Below are 19466 nucleotides of genomic sequence, written 5' to 3'. Positions count from 1 at the left end.
AAATCCGAATATTTTATAGAAAATATATCATCTTTGTACGGTTCTATTCAAGTTAATAATCGTACGGCGTATACTTCTTTGCAAAAACCGCGCAGGCCGTTATAGATTCTCGGCACCTTGGATTCCTTGGATACGAGCCCGAATACCGTCGGCCCGCTGCCGGACATCAACACCCCATCGGCCCCCAGGCGGATCATCGTGTCTTTTAAATGGGCCACCTCCGGGTAGAGCCGGAGCGTCACCTCCTCAAGCACATTGCCCAGCTCGCCGCAGACACCGGCAAAAGACCCCCGCTCGATCGCATCCCGCATCCGGCCGGCGGAAGGATGAACGTGAATTTGATCGCTTCTCAGCCGCCCGTAGATTTCCGCCGTGGACACATTGATCGGCAGCTTGGCCAGAACGACCCAACATTGAGGAGGATTGGCCAGCGGGGTCAATTTCTCGCCGCGTCCCGTCGCCAAGGCCGTTCCCCCCGTGACGCAAAACGGGACATCCGATCCCAGCTCCGCCCCGAGTTCCATCAATTCCTCATCCGGAATGCCCAGTTCCCACAGCCGGTTCAATCCCCGAAGGGTCGCGGCCGCATCGCTGCTGCCCCCGGCCAGCCCGGCCGCTACCGGAATCTTCTTATCCAAATGTATATATACGCCGCTTCGGACGTCATAACGCTCTTTAATCAGCTTGGCAGCCTGAAAAGCCAGGTTCTTCTCATCGAGCGGAATATAACCGGCCTGACTCGAGATAATAATCGTATCCCGCGGGAGAGCGCTCATTTCCAGCCGGTCGGCCAGATCCACCATCGTCATGATCATTTCCACTTCATGATAGCCATCCGGTCTTTTATGTAAAACATCAAGCATCAGATTTATTTTTGCCGGAGCTTTCTCATAAATTTTCAAGACGCTCACCCACCTTCGATAATCCATTCATTGTATCGCTAATGGAATCCGCTTTCAACGCGTCCCATCGGACTTACATATTATAAGAAAAACTCGGTTCTTCGTCTATGCACGGGAGACAGATGCGATAACTTCAAACTCCGGCTTTCCTCCATCTTACTTGATCCCCCGATAAAAACAACAGGCCTCCCAAGGGGAGACCTGTTAGGCGCGGCCGAATTAGGGCTGCTTGGCAGCGGCCCGCTCCGCAAGCTCGATGGCTCTCTTCACCATGTTTCCGGCGTCCTTGGCCCGGATTCCGCCCCAGCCTTCCTTGCGGACGGTATCATAGAACCCGAGATCCTTCGCCAACTCGACTTTCAAATCCTCGGACATGAAGCTGCGTCTTCTGCGCGACATGGGCCATTCCTCCTTAGAAAGTCATGGATCAAGAACACCCGTAGTATGCGTACCGGGCTTCGCTTTCATTCACCCGCGTGTCCGCGCTGGGTGCACGTTCTCTCCTTGCGGGTAAAAACAAAAACCGGCCCCGCATCCCTTCGGACGCCAAGGCCGTTTGCTGCAATCATCATGATGTTCACGGTTTAATATACGACAGCCGCATTTCATTGTTATCGTCACAAACCATGACTTCAACGGATTCGGTAAGTATATCGGCATAACTGTAAGACACACGCTTAAAAGTCTGTTGTTCTTCATCCAGCTTCACGATAAAGACCGAAGGATAGGTTTCCTCCAATACGCCGGTGCGTTCGACGGTCTTTCGGCGACCTCCGTTTGCCCGCAGCGTAATTCTCTGCCCTACGTGAGCTTCGAGACTGTGTTTGATTTCTGACAGCGCATTTTTAGCCATTGCCTGTGACCACCTTCCTTCTGTATTGATTATACACGAAAAGGAGTCACTTGTCAAATCGAAATAAATAATTATATCAGCACTAAAAAAGCGTTGTCAACGATTTTTTTTCGAGACTGTCCGCAATCCCTTGAATCCCTCGATTTTACATCGAGGGAATGACCTTTAACGCGGATAAATCCTTGAGTTTCGGCAATCCGATCCGGTAGCTGCCCCGGGTTTCGATGCCGCCGACTCCCTGGGTGCCGCTGATCGTATGCGTCAGCACGTCGGTAATATGGATCGTGTCGCGGATCGAGGTCAATGCGGCTTTAGCCGCAATATACACGGGGTCCAGGGCGTGTATCAATACCCGGGATGGCGAGCTGGCAAAATTCGCGCCCGCCTGCAGCAGCGCCTCGAAATGGGATTGGCAGGCGCCCGCCACAATGGTCAGCGCATCGAAATTACGCTCATACTGGCGGGCCGCCGCGATCGCCTCGACGAAATGCTTGGAGTTCTTGTAACTGGACAAATTATACAAGTCCGCCGTCGGGCGGTTCTTCAATACCCCATCATGTCCGGTCACCACCAAAATATCGGGCTGGATGTTCGGCAGCAGGCGGTACAGCGCCCCGGCCATCGCCGATTCCGTGACGTAATAGCCGTGTGCCGGTACACGGAGCTTTTCGTACAGGCTCAGGCTCTTTTTCAGGTACCTCTCATCCCCGTCCAAATGCAGGACCTTACCGGGTACCTCAAAAAAAGACGGCTCCCCCTGCGGAATAAAATCGCGGCCCAAAGACGACCGATTGCGCTCGGTCAGGTCCAGCCGATCCTTTTGCAGCCGCTGCAGAGATTCGGTTGCCTTGATCCGGGCACGCTTCGTTTTTTCTCCCGGCGTATCCGCATTGATGACCACCAAATCCGATATCGGCGCGTCGGCTAGCAGACGAAACTCCGTTCCCTTGATAATGGCCTGCTCCCTCACAAAACGCTCGACGCGGAACGTAATATCTCCACCGTACGATTTGCGGACGACCAAGTCTCCCAAATTCGTCAACTCCATCACCTCTACCCCATCGTATGGGCGAAAAGAGGGATTGGTTACAGCTTTGAACCGCCGATTCCCGCCGCATGCAGGGTGTTGCTCAGCTTCGCGAACTCCTCCAGGCTGAGCGTTTCGGCCCGGCGCGCCGGTTCGATGCCCGCCTCCGCCAGCAAAGACTCCAGGCGCTCTCGTCCCTCGCCCGGGAAGAAGCGGCTCTTGAGGTTGTTGGAGATCGTCTTGCGGCGCTGCGCAAATGCGGCCTGAACCACCTCAAAGAAGAAAGCCTCTTCCGTCACGGTCACCGGCGGCGCGCTGCGGACCTTCAGCCGGATCACCGCCGATTCCACGTTCGGCTGCGGAATAAACACGCTGTGCGGCACGATGCATACCAGCTCCGGCTCGCTGTAATACTGCACGGCGATGCTGAGGCTGCCGTATTCCTTGCCGCCGGGTCCGGCCGCCATCCGCTCGGCCACTTCCTTTTGAATCATCACCACGATGTTCTCCAGAGGAAGGCCGGCCTCCAGCAGCTTCATCAAAATCGGCGTTGTCACGTAGTATGGCAGGTTGGCCACCACGCTGACTTTCTCGCATTCCTTGAATTCACTCGCAAATAACGCATGAAGATCAAGCTTAAGCACATCGCCATGGATCACATGAACCTGAGGGTAGGGCTCCAGGACTTCTTCCAGAATCGGCAAAAGCCGCTGATCGATCTCAACGGCGGCAACGCGCCCCGCCTGCTGCGCCAGCTTCTCCGTTAAAGCGCCGATCCCCGGTCCGATCTCCAGCGCCCCTTTGGACTTGTCCAAATCGGCGGCGCCGACGATTTTGCCGAGGATATTCTGATCGATCAAAAAGTTTTGACCCAAGCTTTTTTTGAATGAAAAACCATGCCGCTGAATAATTTCCTTCGTTCGGCGCGGTGTCGCCACTTCTTCTCTCATCGTCATTCGTTCTTCGCCTCTTTCGTCTCCAATTGGGCCAGCGCGCCCGCAAACTCTTCGCGGCTGATCCGGAAGATGGCGAGCCGTTTATAAAACTGCTTCCCGTTGCAATACCCTATTCCCAGCCGTTCACCCATAAAACGCCGGCGCTCGGCCGCCCGCGGATGAACGATCAACCCGGCCTCCAGCAGGTCCTCCCAGTCGATCCGAGCGGGAGCCGCCTCTTCTTCCGGGGGGGCTTCGGTGCGGACTCGCTCCAACGCCTCGCGGATGGCTTCCGGCGAGGCGTTCTCCACACCGATGTCGCCGGCCTTCGTCGCGTCCGCCTCCCGAAGGAAAGCATGCTTGCAGCCGGGTACCCGCTTCGCCACGATTTTGCGGATCCGCTCCCCCGCATGATCCGGGTCGGTGAAAATAATGACTCCCCGGCGTTCCATAGCCAGCTCAATTTTACGTAGGGTCGCCTCATTAATGGCCGACCCTCCCGTCTCAATGGTGTCGGCCTCCACCGCCCGTTTGACGGCGACCGTATCGTCCCGGCCCTCGACCACAATGACCTCCTTGATCATCCCCGCACTTACCTCTCTCGTTTTGGTTTAAAGACCGCTTATAGTTTCCATCATCACAATAACAAAAAGAAGAGGATTTCTCCTCTTCTTATCCGCGTCTTATTCATCATCCTAATATTATCCCATTCCCCAAGCAAAGTAAACGCTCCGGTTAGTTCAATTCCGGTTTGGTCGGTCCGATGACGTAAACGGTCCGGCCTTTTTTGCGTCCAAAATTCTTCGCCGATTTCAAGGAATCGTAATAGACATCCATTTTGTGGCCTTTGATGGCTCCGCCGGTATCTTCAGCCTTGCGGAAGCCGACCCCTTCGATATAAACCCACCATCCCAAAGGAACGACATCCTTGTCGACCGCGATCGTTCTTCCCTCCGCTACCCGGGTACCGGAAGCCGTGCGCGTGCCGATGCCGTCCTCCTCGGCGGAATAGGCCGTAAGAGTCACGTTTTTGAGCACTTTTTTATATTTAAAAGAGACGCCGCCTTTCGTCGTAAGGCCGCTGATATTAACCGCGTTGGCGCTGCGGGAAATGCTGGCGGATGCGACTGCTGTCGGTTTCTTCGTGCCAACGGCAACGACTTTCGGTGAAGCGGCCTTTTTGACCTCTTTGCCGAGCCAGTGTTTGGACACGAACTTTCCGTCTTCATACACTTTTTCGATGTTATGGACTACAACGCCTTCGCTCCCGGGGAACATCACCTTCGTCGTTCCTTTAAGCAGGTTCTTGTCGGAGGTTTTCACCACGGTGAAAGGAACGTTTTGCGTAGTCTGTATTTTATGTCTGGTAACGCGGACGACCTTGATGTTCAAGTTCGCCGAGACTTTGCTGTCCAAGGCCGGTGTAATTTTATCTTCCTGCCCCAAAGTGACGCCAAGTTCCTCGATTGCTTTCCGGACACTATCCTGTGTCGTGAAATGGGTCTTTGTCGTTCCATCCACGCTTACCTTGACCGGCACGGCGCGATGGATGACAATCCGGTCCCCGTCTTGAATCGAACTGGCCAGAGAGTGAGACACGTTATCCTCCGGCTTCAAAACGATGGACTGTTCTTCCAGCACTTGATTGACCAGCGATTTCCGGGTTTCGATCTGCTGACTCTGCCCGTCAACAACCAAGTATACTTTTTTGTTGCTTTGGCTGTAAAACCAAATCAGGATGATGAGAACTACCGCGATGGACAAAATTCCGACGACCGAAATCTGACGTAGATGTTCTTGTTTCCACCGCATTGCGTAAGACATGCTGGATGAGCGCGATTCATGGGATTCCTCATTGCGGAAAATGCCCATTTCTTCCGTCCTCCTTCATAGTCCCGCCGTCTAGGTCGAATCGTGTTACATATGACGTGACTACATTTCATTTTTACGAAATGCCTAATGAAAGCCGCATTCCGCATCCCGTCCCAGTCTACCCGGCATCAAGTCACCTCCTGTTTAACACAGTATGATGACCCTATTACGTTTATTCAAAACAAAAGAAGCCCTAGAAAGAGTAAGAGGCTCTCTTTCGTGGCTTCCGAATGTCTTGGTGTAATAGGATGCACGAGTTTGCCCTCTCTTAGTACGCTTACGAGGTTAGCTGTCGGGTTAGGACGCAGAGAGCCGCCCTTTCTCCGCCATTCGCTCACGGCGCAATGACCTTGAATTCACCCCAAAGACCCGATAAAGAAATCAATTACAGTCCGGTTGGAAATCCCTTCGGCACTGTAGTCGGTTCCCCCGTTCTCCATGTTCGGAGACTCAGCGAGACTGGTTCATGGAACCATATAACGGAATCGTCAACGGCAAGTTAACGACCCCAAATCGATTACTGAAAAGATTCTATCCTGTTTCGATGCATGTTGTAAAGGACGAATCAACAACGTTTATTTTAATAATTGGTTAAAAAAATGTAATATACTCACTGGAGTTGGTTAAAAAGCATTAATCTTTCCGAAATACTCTTTTTTTCACCCGTTTTTCTCCCGATTACTCGAGATACCAAATCGTTCCAGCGCATTTTGAGTTGTAATTTCAGCGATTTCCTCCACCGAGATCCCCTTTAACTCGGCAGCGGCCTCGGCGACCAAACGGACATGCCCGGTCTCGTTTCTTTTCCCACGAAATGGGTGGGGAGTCAAATATGGGGAATCCGTTTCGATCAGCAATCGGTCCAGCGGAGTCTTCGCCAATACTTCTTTGGGCTGCTTTGCATTTTTAAACGTAATCGGTCCGCCAAACGACAAATGAAATCCCAAATCCAGACACATTTTGGCAATTTCCCAGCTGCCCGAATAGGAATGCATGACCCCGCCGATTTCGTTCGCCCGCTCCTCGCGGAGAATCCGAACAACGTCTTCGTGGGCATCCCGGTTATGTATGGAAATCGGCATTCCCAGCTCTCGGGCCAGCCGGATTTGCTTGCGGAATACCTCGTGCTGGACCTCTTTCGGGGACGTATCCCAGTAGTAATCCAGACCGATTTCCCCGATAGCGACAACCTTTTCATGTTTGCATAAATTTGCAATCCAGTCGAGATCCTCTTCTTTCATCGTAATGGCGTCCTGCGGATGCCAGCCTACCGCCGCATAAATGAAGTCATAAGTCTCCGCCAACTTCATCGTCGTCGGGATCGTATCGCGGTTAAAACCGATGTTGATCATCCGCGTCACGCCTTGCGCCAAGGCGCGTTCGATCGCTTCATGACGGTCTTCGTCAAATTGTGGCGCATCCATATGCGTATGTGTATCAAATAGTTCCATGGGTTGTCCCTCCTATGTTCCCTGTTCAAAATATTCCGCGATATGCCGCGGCAGCCGATCCATAACCGGTCTCAATTTATTCTCCGGGTAGTACAAATGATACTTGCCCCGGTGCAAACCGCTAATGGAACGCACAATATCCGACACTTCGGAAATTTCCTTCAGCTGGTCCTGCCGGTCCAACAACAGGATCTGTTTGTCCCGAAATTCGCCGTTCGGACGAAACACATCATAAGGCAGATCGGTCGGAAAATCAATTTCCAGGTCATATTCCGGATGAAGCCCGATTCTCCCGAAGGCAGCGCGAATTTCATCAATCGTTTCCAGGTCCAGCGACTCCACTTCTACATATTTATACAATTTGCGGTTCAAGAAACGGGAGCACAAATCGCTCAACAATTCGTCCGATTCGTTCCTCCACTGCATAAAGGCGGTTTGAACCAAAGCTTCGTCAAGCAGCAGGTATTCCTGCACGGTCAAATCCCGTTTGAACAGACCCGGCAGCGGTTCCGGAAGAAACCGGAACTCGTGTCCCCCCGCATGGAGCTCCTTCGCCCGCCGAAAGATTTGCCGCAAAATAATCTCCGAACTGCGCGTCACCGGATGAAAATAAATCTGCCAATACATTTGATACCTGGACATCAAATAGTCTTCCACCGCATGCATTCCCGATTCCTTGACGACAATCCGGCCCTGGAAAGGACGCAGCATCCGTAATATCCGGTCCATATCGATCGTTCCGTAGTTGACGCCGGTAAAGTAGGCGTCCCTCAACAAATAATCCATGCGATCCGCATCGAGCGGGCTGGAAACCAGGTTTACCACGATGGGATGCTCATAATCTTTGCGGATGACCGAGGCCACCTTCTCGGGGAAATCCTCGGCATGTCTTCGCAGTACCTCGCCTACTTCGGTATCCCCGAGCAGGATTTTGCAGGTCCAGTCCTCATGATGCATCTGAAACGCCTGCTCAATGGAATGGGAGAACGGTCCATGCCCCAGGTCATGCAGCAGCGCCGCACATAACGCGACCAGCTTCTCCTCCTGCGGCCAATCCGGATAATGGGCGCGCTCAAACTGCGATATAATGCGACGTGTAATCTCGTAAACGCCCAAGGAGTGGGAGAAACGGCTATGCTCGGCTCCGTGGAAGGTTAAATAAGAGGTTCCCAATTGGCGGATCCGACGCAGCCTTTGAAATTCCGCCGTGTTAATCAGCGACCAAATCATTTCATCCTGAACATGAATATAATTATGAACAGGATCCTTAAAAACTTTTTCTTCCCGAAGCTGAAGGTGCATGGCATAAAATCCCCTTTCTTAATTTCAAAAAATAGTTTTTGATAAATAAAGAAGGATTGTGACTGATGTCGTAGGTTTTTATGTCGAATTTTGTCGTAATAAGTCAGTATAGTAACTTCCAAGATGTCGAATCTATAAATTATGGGGTAAAACGCCAAGAATCCCATTGCATCATGACCTCAAAAAGCTTAAAATTAGAAATTATACTGAACTCTACCATAAATAGGTTGACTGATCTGGCAATGGTTGGTATTATAATTATCATAAAAGATAGAAGTTTGTCGAATAATGACACTTTTAAATTATAGCGAGAGGGGCAATCATCGGTTATGATGAAATCAACAGGTATCGTAAGAAAAGTAGACGAATTGGGACGGGTCGTAATTCCTATCGAATTGCGCCGCACGCTCGGTATTGGTGAGAAGGACGCCCTCGAGATTTATGTCGACGGCGAGCGCATTATGCTAAAGAAATACGAGCCCGCTTGTATTTTCTGCGGCAATGCTGAGAACGTCACTTACTTCAAAGGCAAAATTGTTTGCCAGGAATGTTTGACCGAACTTCCTACCCCTGTGACAAATTAAGAAATATAGTATATAATAGGTTTATTAAAAACTGTTAATTCTAACCTTTTTCATATCTCCTTGGCGCCTTCAGGCTTGAACCCGGCCTGCAAGGCCCCTTTTTTTGTGCGCTTTTTTTATCGTGATCCAAAGGAAGCCCACTATAATAACAATTTATAGACGTCGCGTTTGGTCATTCCCCGGTCGGAGGCCGCTTTTTTCATCGCTTCTTTTCGGGAGAGATTCTGCTCTTCCTCATAGTGGCGTACATGCGCCTCAATCGATAATTCTTGCCACCAAGCGTCCTTCCTCTCTTTGACCTTGGCGGGATCCGCTCCTTCCACCACCAGGCAGTATTCCCCCAGCGGCGGATGTTCCGTCAGCCACGTTAAGCAATCGCTCACACGGCCCCGTGCCATTTCTTCGTATCTTTTTGTCAGCTCACGAGCCAACACGACCCGACGGTCCCCCCAGGCCTCCAGAATGGCCTCCAGCGTCTTGATCACCCGATGGGGAGATTCATACAACAACAATGTGCTCGCCTCGTCCTCCAGCGAACGGAGCAGAACGTCGCGCTCTTTGGAATCCCGCGGCAGAAAACCGATAAATTGAAACCGTTCGGTAGGGAGACCGGATACGATCAGCGCCGACAAAGCCGCGTTGGCCCCCGGGATCGGAATCACCGAAATTCCGGCTTCTACCGCCAATTTCACCAAATCGCTGCCCGGATCGGAAATCGCCGGTAATCCGGCGTCACTGACCAGGGCCAAATTTTTTCCTTCTATTATAAACCGGATTAATTCCGGCCCGCTCGCCGCCTTGTTATGCTCGTGGTAGCTGAGCAGCTTGCCCGGCGAAATTTCAAAATGCGTCAACAGTTTGCGGGTTTGCCGCGTGTCCTCCGCCGCAATAATGTCCGCTTCCCGCAGCGTTCTGACGGCCCGGTAGGTCATATCCTCCAGATTGCCGATCGGTGTAGCCACCAGGTATAACTTACCGTAAGGGGTCCCCTGCGCTTCCGCAAAACTCTTCTGTATCGTTAGACTCATGCTTCTCCCTCTTTTGGTCCGTAATAGATATTCATAATTTCCGGACAGTAGCTGCCGGACTCGTCGTAAACAATCAACGGCGGCTGGATCCGAACATCCGGCTTGCCGTCGCGCAATGCCTCAATCAGCACCATGTTGGCTTCCGTCCCGATTCGGGGATGAACAAAGCGAACGATTTTCGGCTCGAGCCGGTATTGGCGCAGTAAGGTCATCATTTCCCCAAGACGCTGGGGTTTATGTACCATGAAGAATTTGCCGCCGGGTCGAAGCAGCCGCATGGCCGCAGCTATGACCTCCTCCAGCGTGCAGTGGATTTCGTGCCGGGCGATGGCTTGGTGCGGGTTAATCTTCAAATCTCCCCCCGTCAGCGGCATATAAGGCGGGTTGACGGTTATGGCGTCATAAACCGGGCGGTCCTTCTCCTTAGGGAGTTCCCGTAGATCCCCTTCGCGTATCCTGATCCGCTCCGTAAGCCCGTTCATCTCCACGCTCCGCCGGGCCATATCCGCAAGCCGCGGCTGAATTTCAATGCCGTCGATCTTTGCCCGACTGCGGGTCGACAGCAGCAGCGGAATAACGCCGTTGCCGGTACACATATCCAGCACATGTCCGCGGCCGGGAATTTGGGCAAACCGGGCTAACAGCACGGCATCCATCGAGAAGCTGAACACCTCGTCGCTTTGAATAATCCCCAACTCGTGAGTCAGCAGGTCATCGATACGCTCTTTTTCATAGAGTACAGGTTGCTTCTTCAAATTGATCTTCCATTCTGTAAAAAGTAATCGAAACATTCTTAAATCTTTAAAAAAAACCGTAGGAAGCATCCCTACGGTTCGTTATTTATTCAAAAAAGACAAGCAGAACAGGCAGTCGCCTTCCGTGCGCAAATGTCCGTAATTGACATTGCAGATGTGGAACCCTTCGTGATAAAGACGCGCCAGATTATCGTACCCTTCACCGACGATATCGATGCTTTCGCCGCCCTCCGGCATCGGTGCCGGAGAAGCCGGGGAATCGATGGGCGGATTACCTTCCGCGCCTTCCCCTTTCAGAATTTTGCGCATCTTCTCGTTCTCCAGGCGAAGCTGCTGATTCTCTTCCAGCAGCCTCTTGACCTCCAGCATCAGCGTGCTAAATTGGCCGTGAACCTTACCCATTTGTTTTTCCAGCGCCTGCATATGATTAAATATATCCTTATTCTCCAAGTTCCCACCCCAGAGTCCATTCTCTAAAGTCTTTCTTGAATGTATTGTCTTCTATTTCACGACGACATCGTCGAGCGGGAGCTCCTTGACTTTGCCGATTTCAAACAGCTGTACATGAACCGTCCGGGCCCCCGCGTTCAGGCCGACCACTTTACCGTCACCCAGCGAAGTGACGACCAATTTCCCGACCGAAGGGAGCTCTTCTCGCACGCTTTCATAATTATCATGCTCAAATTTCAAACAGCACATCAATCGGCCGCAAAGCCCCGATATCTTGGTCGGATTCAAGGACAAGCTTTGATCCTTGGCCATCTTGATCGACACCGGCTCAAAGTCGCCTAGCCAGGAAGAGCAGCATAATACCCGCCCGCAGGGCCCGATTCCGCCAAGCATCTTGGCCTCGTCGCGAACACCGATCTGCCGCAGCTCGATCCGGGTCCGGAAAATACTGGCCAGATCCTTAACCAATTCACGGAAATCGACCCGGCCTTCCGCCGTAAAATAAAAAATAATTTTATTGCGGTCAAACGTAAATTCCACATCGACCAGCTTCATTTTTAAATCATGGTCTCTGATTTTATTTAAACATGTAGCAAAGGCATTCTTTGCCGCAAACTTGTTCTCCTCAACAACACGGGCGTCGGACTCATCGGCGATCCGGATGACCTTCTTCAGCGGAAGCACGACATCATTCTCTCCGACCTGCTTCTTGCCGACAACCACTTTACCGTACTCGATCCCGCGCGCCGTTTCGACGATCACACTCTGATCCTTCTCTACGGGAAGCTCCAGCGGGTCGAAGTAATATATTTTGCCCGCCTTTTTAAAACGGACACCTACTACAGTGTACAAAAACTAACCCCCTTGTATACCAATAAAAAACACACAAATTCTGTAAAAACCCATGTTCTTGCACGGGAGAAAGTTTAACTGTCCGGTCCGAAATCGCTAAAACCCTGAGATCGGCGTTATCCGCCAATACCGATCAGGAACTGTTCGAGGCAGAGCTGGCTATTCATATGCTGACGCAGCTTCTTCTTGCTCTCCGCAGCCAGCGTCATGGCATCGATCCATTGCCCCGGATTACGGGAAGAAGCGTGTCTACGAATAAAGTCCAGCTCATCTATAAAAACGATATGATCATGTCTTTGATAGAGCGCATGGAGCATGTCTTTAAACCACAAATGGAAAAGGTCAAAGAGCATGTCCAAATGATCGCCTAAACCTGCTTTAAATACGCTTTGCTGCGCTGTTACCAACGGAGTTCCGCCACGGCCAGCGGTCTCCTTCCCTAATTGTAACACTACGTTTCTAATTTCTGCAAACCAATTCTGGCGCAGCAGTTCGCGGCATGCCTCCGGTCCGGCCGCCACTTGGACGGCACAGCGGGCCAGCGTTCCGGAAAAACCCTCGCCAGACAAAATTTGCAGCATCGTCTCCGGATCGAGCGGCTGAAATGGTACCCACTGAGCCCGCGATTGAATCGTCGGAAGCAGGGCGCGTCCATTGTCCGAGAGCAGAATCGCCAACGCCGGAGAAGAGGGTTCCTCCAAAAACTTCAGCAGGCTGTTCGCCGCCTGCACGGTCATTTTGTCCGACTGTTCAATAATGTACGCCTTTGGATTACCGCTTTCCGAACGGTACGAAAAGATGCGCTGCAAATCGCGGATTTGATCGATTTTGATCGTTGCCCCCTCGGGTGCGATGACATGCAGGTCGGGGTGATTGCCGTGCAGCAATTTACGGCATTCCAGACACTCTCCGCAGGCATCCTCGGTCCCCGAGGTACAAAACAAGGCCTGAACAAAAGCCAAGGCCATCTCTTTCTGTCCGCTTCCCGGCGGTCCGCTGAATATATAAGCATGGGAAATACGATGTTGACGGAGGCCGCTCTGCAATAATTGCTTCGCCGCCTCCTGCCCGATAATATCCTTGAAAGACATAATTCTGGTCTACCTTTCCAAAGGAGGGAGCGCCGACTCTAAAAGCAGAGATTGATCAGCATCCCTCGGATTTCGCCGATTTTTTGCAGAAGCTCGATTTTTCCTTCTTCGGTTTCCAGCAGCTCATCGGCCATGGCCAACAGGGCGGCATCCACTTCATCCAACAGCTTGTAGCGTTTGCCGCGCCCGCGGCGATCCCAGCCCCGAGCTTCTTTAATACCTACGCCCCGGCGGACCGTATCCTCCAAAAATCGTTTCACAAGCAGACGGTATGCCTTAAGTTCCCGAATCGTCATGGAATGGGCAAGCCGATCCCCCTGCATTTGTATCTCTTTAAACCTGCGATTCAGCTCATCCTTGGATGCCTGCGTGCCATGCTGCTGCATGACATCGGAGAAGCTTTTCGCCTGAACCGGCTTGGCCGCATTTTCATTGATACCCAGACCGCTTTTTAGCGGCCGGTAACCCGGATCTATTTTCACAGCAATCACCGCCGTCTTTCTATAATCTAAATGGATTTAAGGATTTGTCTTAAAAATGTTCAAACCGGTCTACCGGCAGAACGAAAACCGTAGCTCCTCCAACCTGAACCTCCACCGGCAGCGGTAAATACGAATCGGTAGTTCCGCTCATCGGCGTAACCGGGGTAACCAATTGCTCGCGTACTTTACAACTGTTACGGATCACATTCATCACGGCTTCAACCTGGTTATCATCCACCCCGATCATGAACGTCGTATTCCCCGCCCGCAGAAACCCTCCGGTACTCGCCAGCTTGGTCGCCCGGAAGTTTTCCTTCACCAACGCGCTGGATAACCGGTTGCTGTCTTTGTCCTGGACAATTGCAACGATCAGTTTCATTTGCAGCCCCTCCTCGTTAACTTATGATTGAATAGCTCTCTTTACTATTTGACACTTACAGTCCAAAATCCTTTAAAGCCGCGGCAAGCCGGCCCCTTATCTCGGTTGCCACCTCTTCGAGACTGACCGATGCGTCCACCTTGCGAATACGATCCGGATACATGGCCGCCAGAATCTCATAGCCTTCCCTAACCTTATGGTGAAAATCCATTCCTTCCAGATCCAGCCGGTTGACTTCCCGGCCCTGGGCCGCAGCGATTCGGGCGATTCCCACCTCAGGCTCAATATCCATGTAAAAGGTGATGTCCGGAAACCGGCCGGCGGTAGCAAACAAGTTGATCGACAGCACCTCGTCGATGCCTAGTCCCCGGGCGTAGCCCTGGTAAGCCAGACTGCTGTCGACAAATCGGTCGCACAACACCGTGATCCCCTGAGCCAAAGCCGGCTCCACCTTCTCCGCAAGATGCTGCCTGCGGGCCGCCGCATAAAGAAGCGCTTCGGTTCGACTATCCATTTCCGTATGGGCGGGATTCAAGATCACTTCGCGGATTTGCTCGGCGATCCGAATTCCTCCCGGCTCCCGAGTTACGAGATAGGGAATTTCTCTCTCTTCTAATGCTTTACCCAATTCATGGATGACCGATGTCTTTCCCGATCCTTCGCCGCCTTCCAGCGTTATAAATAATCCCCGTTTTTTTACGTTCAATGCCCTTCCCTGCTTTCCGTCCTGTGCTTAATCACTTGTATGGTCTTTAACGTCGGATCGGCCGGCCCCTGACACTTGGCCTTGGCTCGACGGAGCGCCATTAACTGCTCCTTCATACGGCGGCTGACCGACTCCCCCGGATAAAGAAGCGGAATGCCTGGAGGGTAGGGGATTACCATCTCGGCAGCTTGGCGTCCTTCGCATTCCTCAAGGAGGATCGTTTCCTTTTCCTCCGGCCCCACCGGGCGAAGCCCGAAGGCTACCGGCGATGATACCTCATCCCACGCCGGCCATTTCGCATCGGTTTGGATGTTCCACGTGGAAAAACGGGAGGCATCTCCGGCCGCCGAAAGCTGCCCCAATCTCCGCAATACGCGGGAGACATCTTCATTCGTGGTCCCTGGGCCAAGCGCCAGCACAACGTACCGTTCGTCGCTCATTTCGGGGACGCAGCCCCCTTCTTCCAGCTTGGCGTGCAGTTCATATCCGCTCCATTCGCCGGTGGTATCGTAGAGAACCGCCTTCCACGGATCTTGTATAGCATATGCTGGATGATCTCCGCTTGCGCCCGGCTTCAGCAGCCCGAAGCGAGGGAGATCACGTAGGCCCCGCCTCAGTTCCTCCGCGGCGGCCAAGCCGCGTTCGAAAAAGGCGGGCCCTTCCGCTTGCAGCTTGCTTCGGCTGAGGTCCAGCGACGCCATAATCGGATAGGACGGGCTTGAGCTTTGCACCATCGCCAGCCGCTGCCGCAGCAGACCGCGGTCCAGCAGGCCGCCCTGTACGTGCAGCATGGCGCCCATGGTGAGCGCGGTCAGCATCTTGTGCGTGGACTGCACGACGCCGTCGGCGCCCGCCTGCAGCGCGCTCTCCGGCAGAGCCGGGTGCAGGCCGAAGTGGGCGCCGTGGGCCTCGTCCACGAGCAGCGGCACGCCGGCGGCGTGGCAGAGCTCGGCCAGCGGGCGCAGCGAGGCTCCCATCCCGTAGTAATTCGGGTGCGTGACGAGCAGCCCCTTGGCGCCGGGATACCGGCGCAGGGCCTCACGCACCGTCCGCTCCGACGGGATGGTCGCCAGGCCGCTGCCTGCGTCCTGCTGCGGCGCCAGAAACACCGCGTGCGCGCCCGCCAGCATCAATCCGTGGATCACGGATTTATGGACATTACGCTGCACGAGCAGGACATCTCCCGGAGCGGTGCACACGCTCAGGATCATCGCGAGGTTGCCGGCCGTGCTGCCGCCAACCAAAAAAAACGTCTCCTCCGCGCCAAACACGCCGGCCGCCAGTTCCTGCGCCTCGCGAATGACGCCCTCCGGGTGGTGCAAATCGTCCGTGCCGTTGATCTCCGTCACGTCCAAGGCCAACACCCCGGCGAGCTCGGCCCCCGCCGCGCCTCGCTCATAGGCCGTGCCGTTCTTATGCCCCGGCACATGAAAAGAAGCGTCGCGCTTGGCGATATACTCCTGCAAAGCGGTGTATAAGGGAGCGCTTGCGCGCGTACCTTGGGCCGCCGGCTCTTTTTTTCCCGCGTTCGGGTCTTTATGATAATCATCCTGGTCGATAGTTTGGTTCAATTGTTTTGTATCCTTGCCGTGCTTCTGTTCCGCATTCAACTCGATCTGACCCTTTCGACGCTTGTCTTGCAAAAACTCTTTCGCTTCATTGTAACGCGTTCCCTTTGGAAAGGGCAACATAAAAGGACCCGTCAATTCACAGAACAGGTCCCTCCCCTAGTACTCTTATGCATTTTTTTCTACCCATATCTGTTTCATGCGATGAATAAAGAAATGATATTTTTCCTCCTGTACATCCGTATGCACCATTTCCGCCTCGCAGGCATCACAAATGAACTCCGATACGATATGGATGCCTTCCGACTTCGGTTCCCCGCAAATGATACACGTGCTTTCGGCATGCTGGTCCATTGTCGATCCCACCTTGTATGTTTTACTACCAGTATGGCGCAGATTCTACTATTTTAAACCTTTTCATAGTTGGTTTTCTAATATTATATATATGCCGGTTTGCGTTCGTCCGTGTTTGTACGGCATCCAACTCAAAAATTGTTTCGACTCGACCGATATACAAGGTAAGGTGTGTTTTTTTGCTGGTATTGTTTGTAGTCATCCTTAGTGGACGCACCCAAGTTAGCCAAGGAGGATTGCTGTTTCAGATGTCTGCTGATACGGGAAGGAATGCGACGTTTTACAATTATCGGTTATTGAAAAAAATCGTTCTGCCCAAGCCTTTGATTCAAGGTTTCTTGACTCTCCCTTTTATTTGGCTGATCGCGGAAATGATCTTCATCTCGTGGACGAGTATATTTTACTTTGTGCTTGCCGTTCCCATCGTATTATGGGTTCATTTCGTTATTGCACGGTCCGTACTTATCATCACCAGCCATTCTTATCGCAAACGCTGGCGGTTTACCCGGCGCTTGCCCTGGGTCGGTTATTTACCGGATCAGTACGTGAGCTATAGCACTTATCGGCAAGTGCATCTGCATGCATCCTGGATCGGCCTTGGCATCATCGCCATTCTGATCCCCTGGTCTCCCCTCTCCTTCATTATATCGCTGCTCGTATGGCATTTTTGGTTCTTGGCCCCCCGGCTGTATATCCTGGCGGGTCTTAAAAAGCAGCCCAAAAACGGCTGGATCAAGTTTAACGAGCATGACACCTCTTATTACATGTCCTGATCTCGTAACTTCTATATAACAAAAAAAGCCCGGCTCCTTGTTGGTATCTCCTAACAGGATCCGGCTTCTTTGTATAGTCAACAAATATATGGCAAGCGACCACGGTCGGCGCAGGGCTATTGCCCGAATCATCGCTAAGGACTCTCCAATCCCTGTATCACGGCTTTCCCTTCCATTTTCGGCACCAATACCGTAAAGGCGTTATCGTGTATCGTCAGTTGAACTACCAATCTATCTTTATGATACACCCTCGTCGTTCCTGCGCTTTCTTCCTTCTCCTCCGTCCAGCCCCATTCCTTAATGGCTTTCTCGTAGGCTTCCGGCACGCTGTTGCTCTCTTTAAGACCCGACAGCGAATAATGAACATAATCCATTTTCGAATTATTCATCGCGGTCTCCGTGCGTTTGGCTTCCTTAGGAACCGGAAAACTCTTCTCTACCGCCGATCCGACAAACGTCGACCAGGTAGGCTCGGAAGTGCCGCAGCCTGCGATGATGAACAACATCAGCAAGACTCCTCCCATGAAGCACAAGGAATGCCTTATTCCTCTTTGCCGCATGATGTATCCCTCCTTACCCTGCCTTATTCTCATTGTGTATTTGTACACCGGTGTTAACCCGAATGTAGGATGTCAATAAGCCCTTCAACAACGCTAAAACACCAATCTTAATTATATCCTTAGTCACCGGGCCGTCGGTAACAAAAAGGTTACATTCCCTCTGGTACTTTCTGAAGTTTAGGGAATGATTTAGGGACGCCCTAGGGTGTTCCGTGCCAAGTTCTATTGTATCCCATTTCTTTCCTGAACGGATGACAATGTCCGTTACAGTTTTTTCTTACTTTTGCGGAAAAATTGACGATCCCTTAACCTCTCCATTCCTGCGATACCGCAAAATCTTTGGGGCGAGCCCCTTATGGGCCATATTCCTGCAAATGTGCAGGAATTTTTGGGGAGATAGCCCCTGCTGAGCGAAATTCCTGCAAATCTGCAGGCTTTTTTGCTGTAGGAGCCCCATTCGGGCGGACGAGCCGAAAATCCCTGCACTTTTGCATCTTTTTCGCTTTTCGAGGCTAAAACGCTCGGAAATTCCTGCAGATTTGCAGGTATTTTATAAAGCATACTTATTGAGCATACAAAAAGAGCACTACCGCATCATACGGTAGTGCTCTTTCTCAGTTGCTTGGCGGCGTCCTACTCTCCCAGGACCCTTCGGTCCAAGTACCATCGGCGCTGGAGGGCTTAACGGTCGTGTTCGGGATGGGTACGCGTGGAACCCCTCCGCCATCGCCACCAAACGATTCAAGGCGTTAATCCTTGAAAACTGGATACGAAACGAATTTGCGAATTAGCCCCTACTTGGTTTTCGGGGTCCCCGCAAAGTAATCGGAATCAGCATCGAAGCTGTTCTTCACTTTGTGGGGTGATTTTTTGGATAAGCCCTCGACCGATTAGTACCTGTCAGCTCCATACATTGCTGCACTTCCACCTCAGGCCTATCAACCTCGTCGTCTTCAAGGGGTCTTACTAGTTGGGAAATCTCATCTTGAGGGGGGCTTCACGCTTAGATGCTTTCAGCGCTTATCCCGTCCGCACTTAGCTACCCAGCTGTGCTCCTGGCGGAACAACTGGTGCACCAGCGGTGCGTCCATCCCGGTCCTCTCGTACTAAGGACAGCTCCTCTCAAATTTCCTACGCCCACGACAGATAGGGACCGAACTGTCTCACGACGTTCTGAACCCAGCTCGCGTACCGCTTTAATGGGCGAACAGCCCAACCCTTGGGACCTACTTCAGCCCCAGGATGCGATGAGCCGACATCGAGGTGCCAAACCTCCCCGTCGATGTGGACTCTTGGGGGAGATAAGCCTGTTATCCCCAGGGTAGCTTTTATCCGTTGAGCGATGGCCCTTCCATGCGGTACCACCGGATCACTAAGCCCGACTTTCGTCCCTGCTCGACTTGTCAGTCTCGCAGTCAAGCTCCCTTTTGCCTTTGCACTCTGCGAATGATTTCCAACCATTCTGAGGGAACCTTGGGGCGCCTCCGTTACTCTTTAGGAGGCGACCGCCCCAGTCAAACTGCCCGCCTGACACTGTCCCCG

22 protein-coding genes, 2 rRNA genes and 1 riboswitch (1 of these 25 only partly in view) are annotated in these 19466 nt (G+C 52.4%); of the genes, 2 read left to right on the top strand and 22 right to left on the bottom strand.

Going from position 1 to position 19466, the window contains the following annotated elements; all coding sequences use genetic code 11:
- Positions 1-47: 47 nt before the first annotated feature.
- From ispE to FRY98_RS17340, 9 genes are all read right to left on the bottom strand, one after another.
- Complete coding sequence (ispE, locus tag FRY98_RS17380; RefSeq protein WP_148454220.1) at positions 48-902, bottom strand: 4-(cytidine 5'-diphospho)-2-C-methyl-D-erythritol kinase; 855 nt, start codon at positions 900-902, stop codon at positions 48-50.
- Positions 903-1121: 219 nt separating this feature from the next.
- On the bottom strand, positions 1122-1301 hold the full coding sequence (locus tag FRY98_RS17375) for an alpha/beta-type small acid-soluble spore protein (RefSeq protein WP_148454217.1): 180 nt from the start codon (positions 1299-1301) through the stop codon (positions 1122-1124).
- A 178-nt stretch (positions 1302-1479) separates the two neighbouring features.
- On the bottom strand, positions 1480-1755 hold the full coding sequence (gene veg, locus FRY98_RS17370) for a biofilm formation stimulator Veg (protein WP_148454215.1): 276 nt from the start codon (positions 1753-1755) through the stop codon (positions 1480-1482).
- 145 nt (positions 1756-1900) lie between these two features.
- Positions 1901-2803 (bottom strand): sporulation peptidase YabG, encoded by a 903-nt coding sequence (gene yabG / locus FRY98_RS17365; protein WP_148454213.1) that lies wholly within the window; start codon positions 2801-2803, stop codon positions 1901-1903.
- Between the two features lie 38 nt (positions 2804-2841).
- The gene (gene rsmA / locus FRY98_RS17360) at positions 2842-3738 is read right to left on the bottom strand and encodes a 16S rRNA (adenine(1518)-N(6)/adenine(1519)-N(6))-dimethyltransferase RsmA (RefSeq protein ID WP_148454211.1); all 897 of its coding nucleotides are present in this window, start codon (positions 3736-3738) and stop codon (positions 2842-2844) included.
- Complete coding sequence (gene rnmV / locus FRY98_RS17355) at positions 3735-4301, bottom strand: ribonuclease M5 (protein WP_148454209.1); 567 nt, start codon at positions 4299-4301, stop codon at positions 3735-3737. The genes rsmA and rnmV overlap by 4 nt, the downstream gene beginning before the upstream one ends.
- Before the next feature lie 151 nt (positions 4302-4452).
- Positions 4453-5589 carry a 3D domain-containing protein gene (locus FRY98_RS17350; RefSeq protein WP_148454207.1) on the bottom strand — a complete coding sequence of 379 codons (1137 nt, stop codon included), beginning with the start codon at positions 5587-5589 and terminating at the stop codon, positions 4453-4455.
- Positions 5590-5847: 258 nt separating this feature from the next.
- Positions 5848-6055, bottom strand: a riboswitch (cyclic di-AMP (ydaO/yuaA leader).
- Positions 6056-6248: 193 nt separating this feature from the next.
- On the bottom strand, positions 6249-7040 hold the full coding sequence (locus FRY98_RS17345) for a TatD family hydrolase (RefSeq protein ID WP_148454205.1): 792 nt from the start codon (positions 7038-7040) through the stop codon (positions 6249-6251).
- Between the two features lie 12 nt (positions 7041-7052).
- Entirely contained in the window at positions 7053-8342 is a 1290-nt protein-coding gene (locus FRY98_RS17340) for an HD domain-containing protein (RefSeq protein ID WP_148454203.1), read from the bottom strand.
- Between the two features lie 329 nt (positions 8343-8671).
- Here FRY98_RS17340 and FRY98_RS17335 point away from each other — a divergent pair, with 329 nt between their 5' ends.
- Positions 8672-8926: an AbrB/MazE/SpoVT family DNA-binding domain-containing protein gene (locus FRY98_RS17335; RefSeq protein ID WP_148454200.1), complete on the top strand. Its 255-nt coding sequence runs from the start codon at positions 8672-8674 to the stop codon at positions 8924-8926.
- A gap of 140 nt (positions 8927-9066) precedes the next feature.
- On the opposite strand, the gene rsmI is transcribed toward FRY98_RS17335, so the two are convergent.
- From rsmI to FRY98_RS17285, 10 genes are all read right to left on the bottom strand, one after another.
- On the bottom strand, positions 9067-9954 hold the full coding sequence (rsmI, locus tag FRY98_RS17330; RefSeq protein WP_148454199.1) for a 16S rRNA (cytidine(1402)-2'-O)-methyltransferase: 888 nt from the start codon (positions 9952-9954) through the stop codon (positions 9067-9069).
- The gene (locus FRY98_RS17325) at positions 9951-10709 is read right to left on the bottom strand and encodes a tRNA1(Val) (adenine(37)-N6)-methyltransferase (protein WP_148454197.1); all 759 of its coding nucleotides are present in this window, start codon (positions 10707-10709) and stop codon (positions 9951-9953) included. Before FRY98_RS17325 ends, rsmI begins: the two co-directional genes overlap by 4 nt.
- 81 nt (positions 10710-10790) lie before the next feature.
- Positions 10791-11159: an initiation-control protein YabA gene (locus tag FRY98_RS17320; protein WP_148454195.1), complete on the bottom strand. Its 369-nt coding sequence runs from the start codon at positions 11157-11159 to the stop codon at positions 10791-10793.
- 51 nt (positions 11160-11210) lie between these two features.
- Entirely contained in the window at positions 11211-12011 is an 801-nt protein-coding gene (locus tag FRY98_RS17315) for a PSP1 domain-containing protein (protein WP_148454193.1), read from the bottom strand.
- A gap of 116 nt (positions 12012-12127) precedes the next feature.
- Positions 12128-13102, bottom strand: a complete 975-nt coding sequence (gene holB, locus FRY98_RS17310) for a DNA polymerase III subunit delta' (RefSeq protein WP_148454191.1) — start codon at positions 13100-13102, stop codon at positions 12128-12130.
- Between the two features lie 38 nt (positions 13103-13140).
- On the bottom strand, positions 13141-13584 hold the full coding sequence (locus tag FRY98_RS17305) for a YaaR family protein (protein ID WP_148454189.1): 444 nt from the start codon (positions 13582-13584) through the stop codon (positions 13141-13143).
- Positions 13585-13633: 49 nt separating this feature from the next.
- A complete protein-coding gene (locus FRY98_RS17300) occupies positions 13634-13963 on the bottom strand; it encodes a cyclic-di-AMP receptor (RefSeq protein ID WP_148454187.1) in 330 nt (109 codons plus the stop codon).
- A 55-nt stretch (positions 13964-14018) separates the two neighbouring features.
- Positions 14019-14669: a dTMP kinase gene (gene tmk / locus FRY98_RS17295; protein ID WP_148454185.1), complete on the bottom strand. Its 651-nt coding sequence runs from the start codon at positions 14667-14669 to the stop codon at positions 14019-14021.
- Positions 14666-16360, bottom strand: coding sequence for an aminotransferase class I/II-fold pyridoxal phosphate-dependent enzyme (locus tag FRY98_RS17290; protein WP_148454183.1), 1695 nt, complete (start codon positions 16358-16360; stop codon positions 14666-14668). Before FRY98_RS17290 ends, tmk begins: the two co-directional genes overlap by 4 nt.
- 45 nt (positions 16361-16405) lie before the next feature.
- Positions 16406-16591: a sigma factor G inhibitor Gin gene (locus tag FRY98_RS17285; RefSeq protein ID WP_148454181.1), complete on the bottom strand. Its 186-nt coding sequence runs from the start codon at positions 16589-16591 to the stop codon at positions 16406-16408.
- 248 nt (positions 16592-16839) lie between these two features.
- Here FRY98_RS17285 and FRY98_RS17280 point away from each other — a divergent pair, with 248 nt between their 5' ends.
- Positions 16840-17364 carry a hypothetical protein gene (locus FRY98_RS17280; protein ID WP_148454179.1) on the top strand — a complete coding sequence of 175 codons (525 nt, stop codon included), beginning with the start codon at positions 16840-16842 and terminating at the stop codon, positions 17362-17364.
- 134 nt (positions 17365-17498) lie between these two features.
- On the opposite strand, the gene FRY98_RS17275 is transcribed toward FRY98_RS17280, so the two are convergent.
- The 3 genes from FRY98_RS17275 to FRY98_RS17265 form a co-directional block, all read right to left on the bottom strand.
- Positions 17499-17924, bottom strand: coding sequence for a hypothetical protein (locus FRY98_RS17275; RefSeq protein WP_148454177.1), 426 nt, complete (start codon positions 17922-17924; stop codon positions 17499-17501).
- A gap of 620 nt (positions 17925-18544) precedes the next feature.
- A 5S ribosomal RNA gene (gene rrf / locus FRY98_RS17270) occupies positions 18545-18661 on the bottom strand.
- Positions 18662-18794: 133 nt separating this feature from the next.
- Positions 18795-19466 (bottom strand): 23S ribosomal RNA (locus tag FRY98_RS17265) (it continues 2267 nt past the right edge of the window).

The sequence above is a fragment of the Paenibacillus faecis genome (assembly GCF_008084145.1).
In the GTDB taxonomy this organism is placed as follows: Bacteria; Bacillota; Bacilli; order Paenibacillales; family Paenibacillaceae; genus Fontibacillus; species Fontibacillus faecis.
The sequence above is the reverse complement of the archived record's forward strand: the minus strand, read 5'-3'. Positions and strand labels throughout refer to the sequence as shown.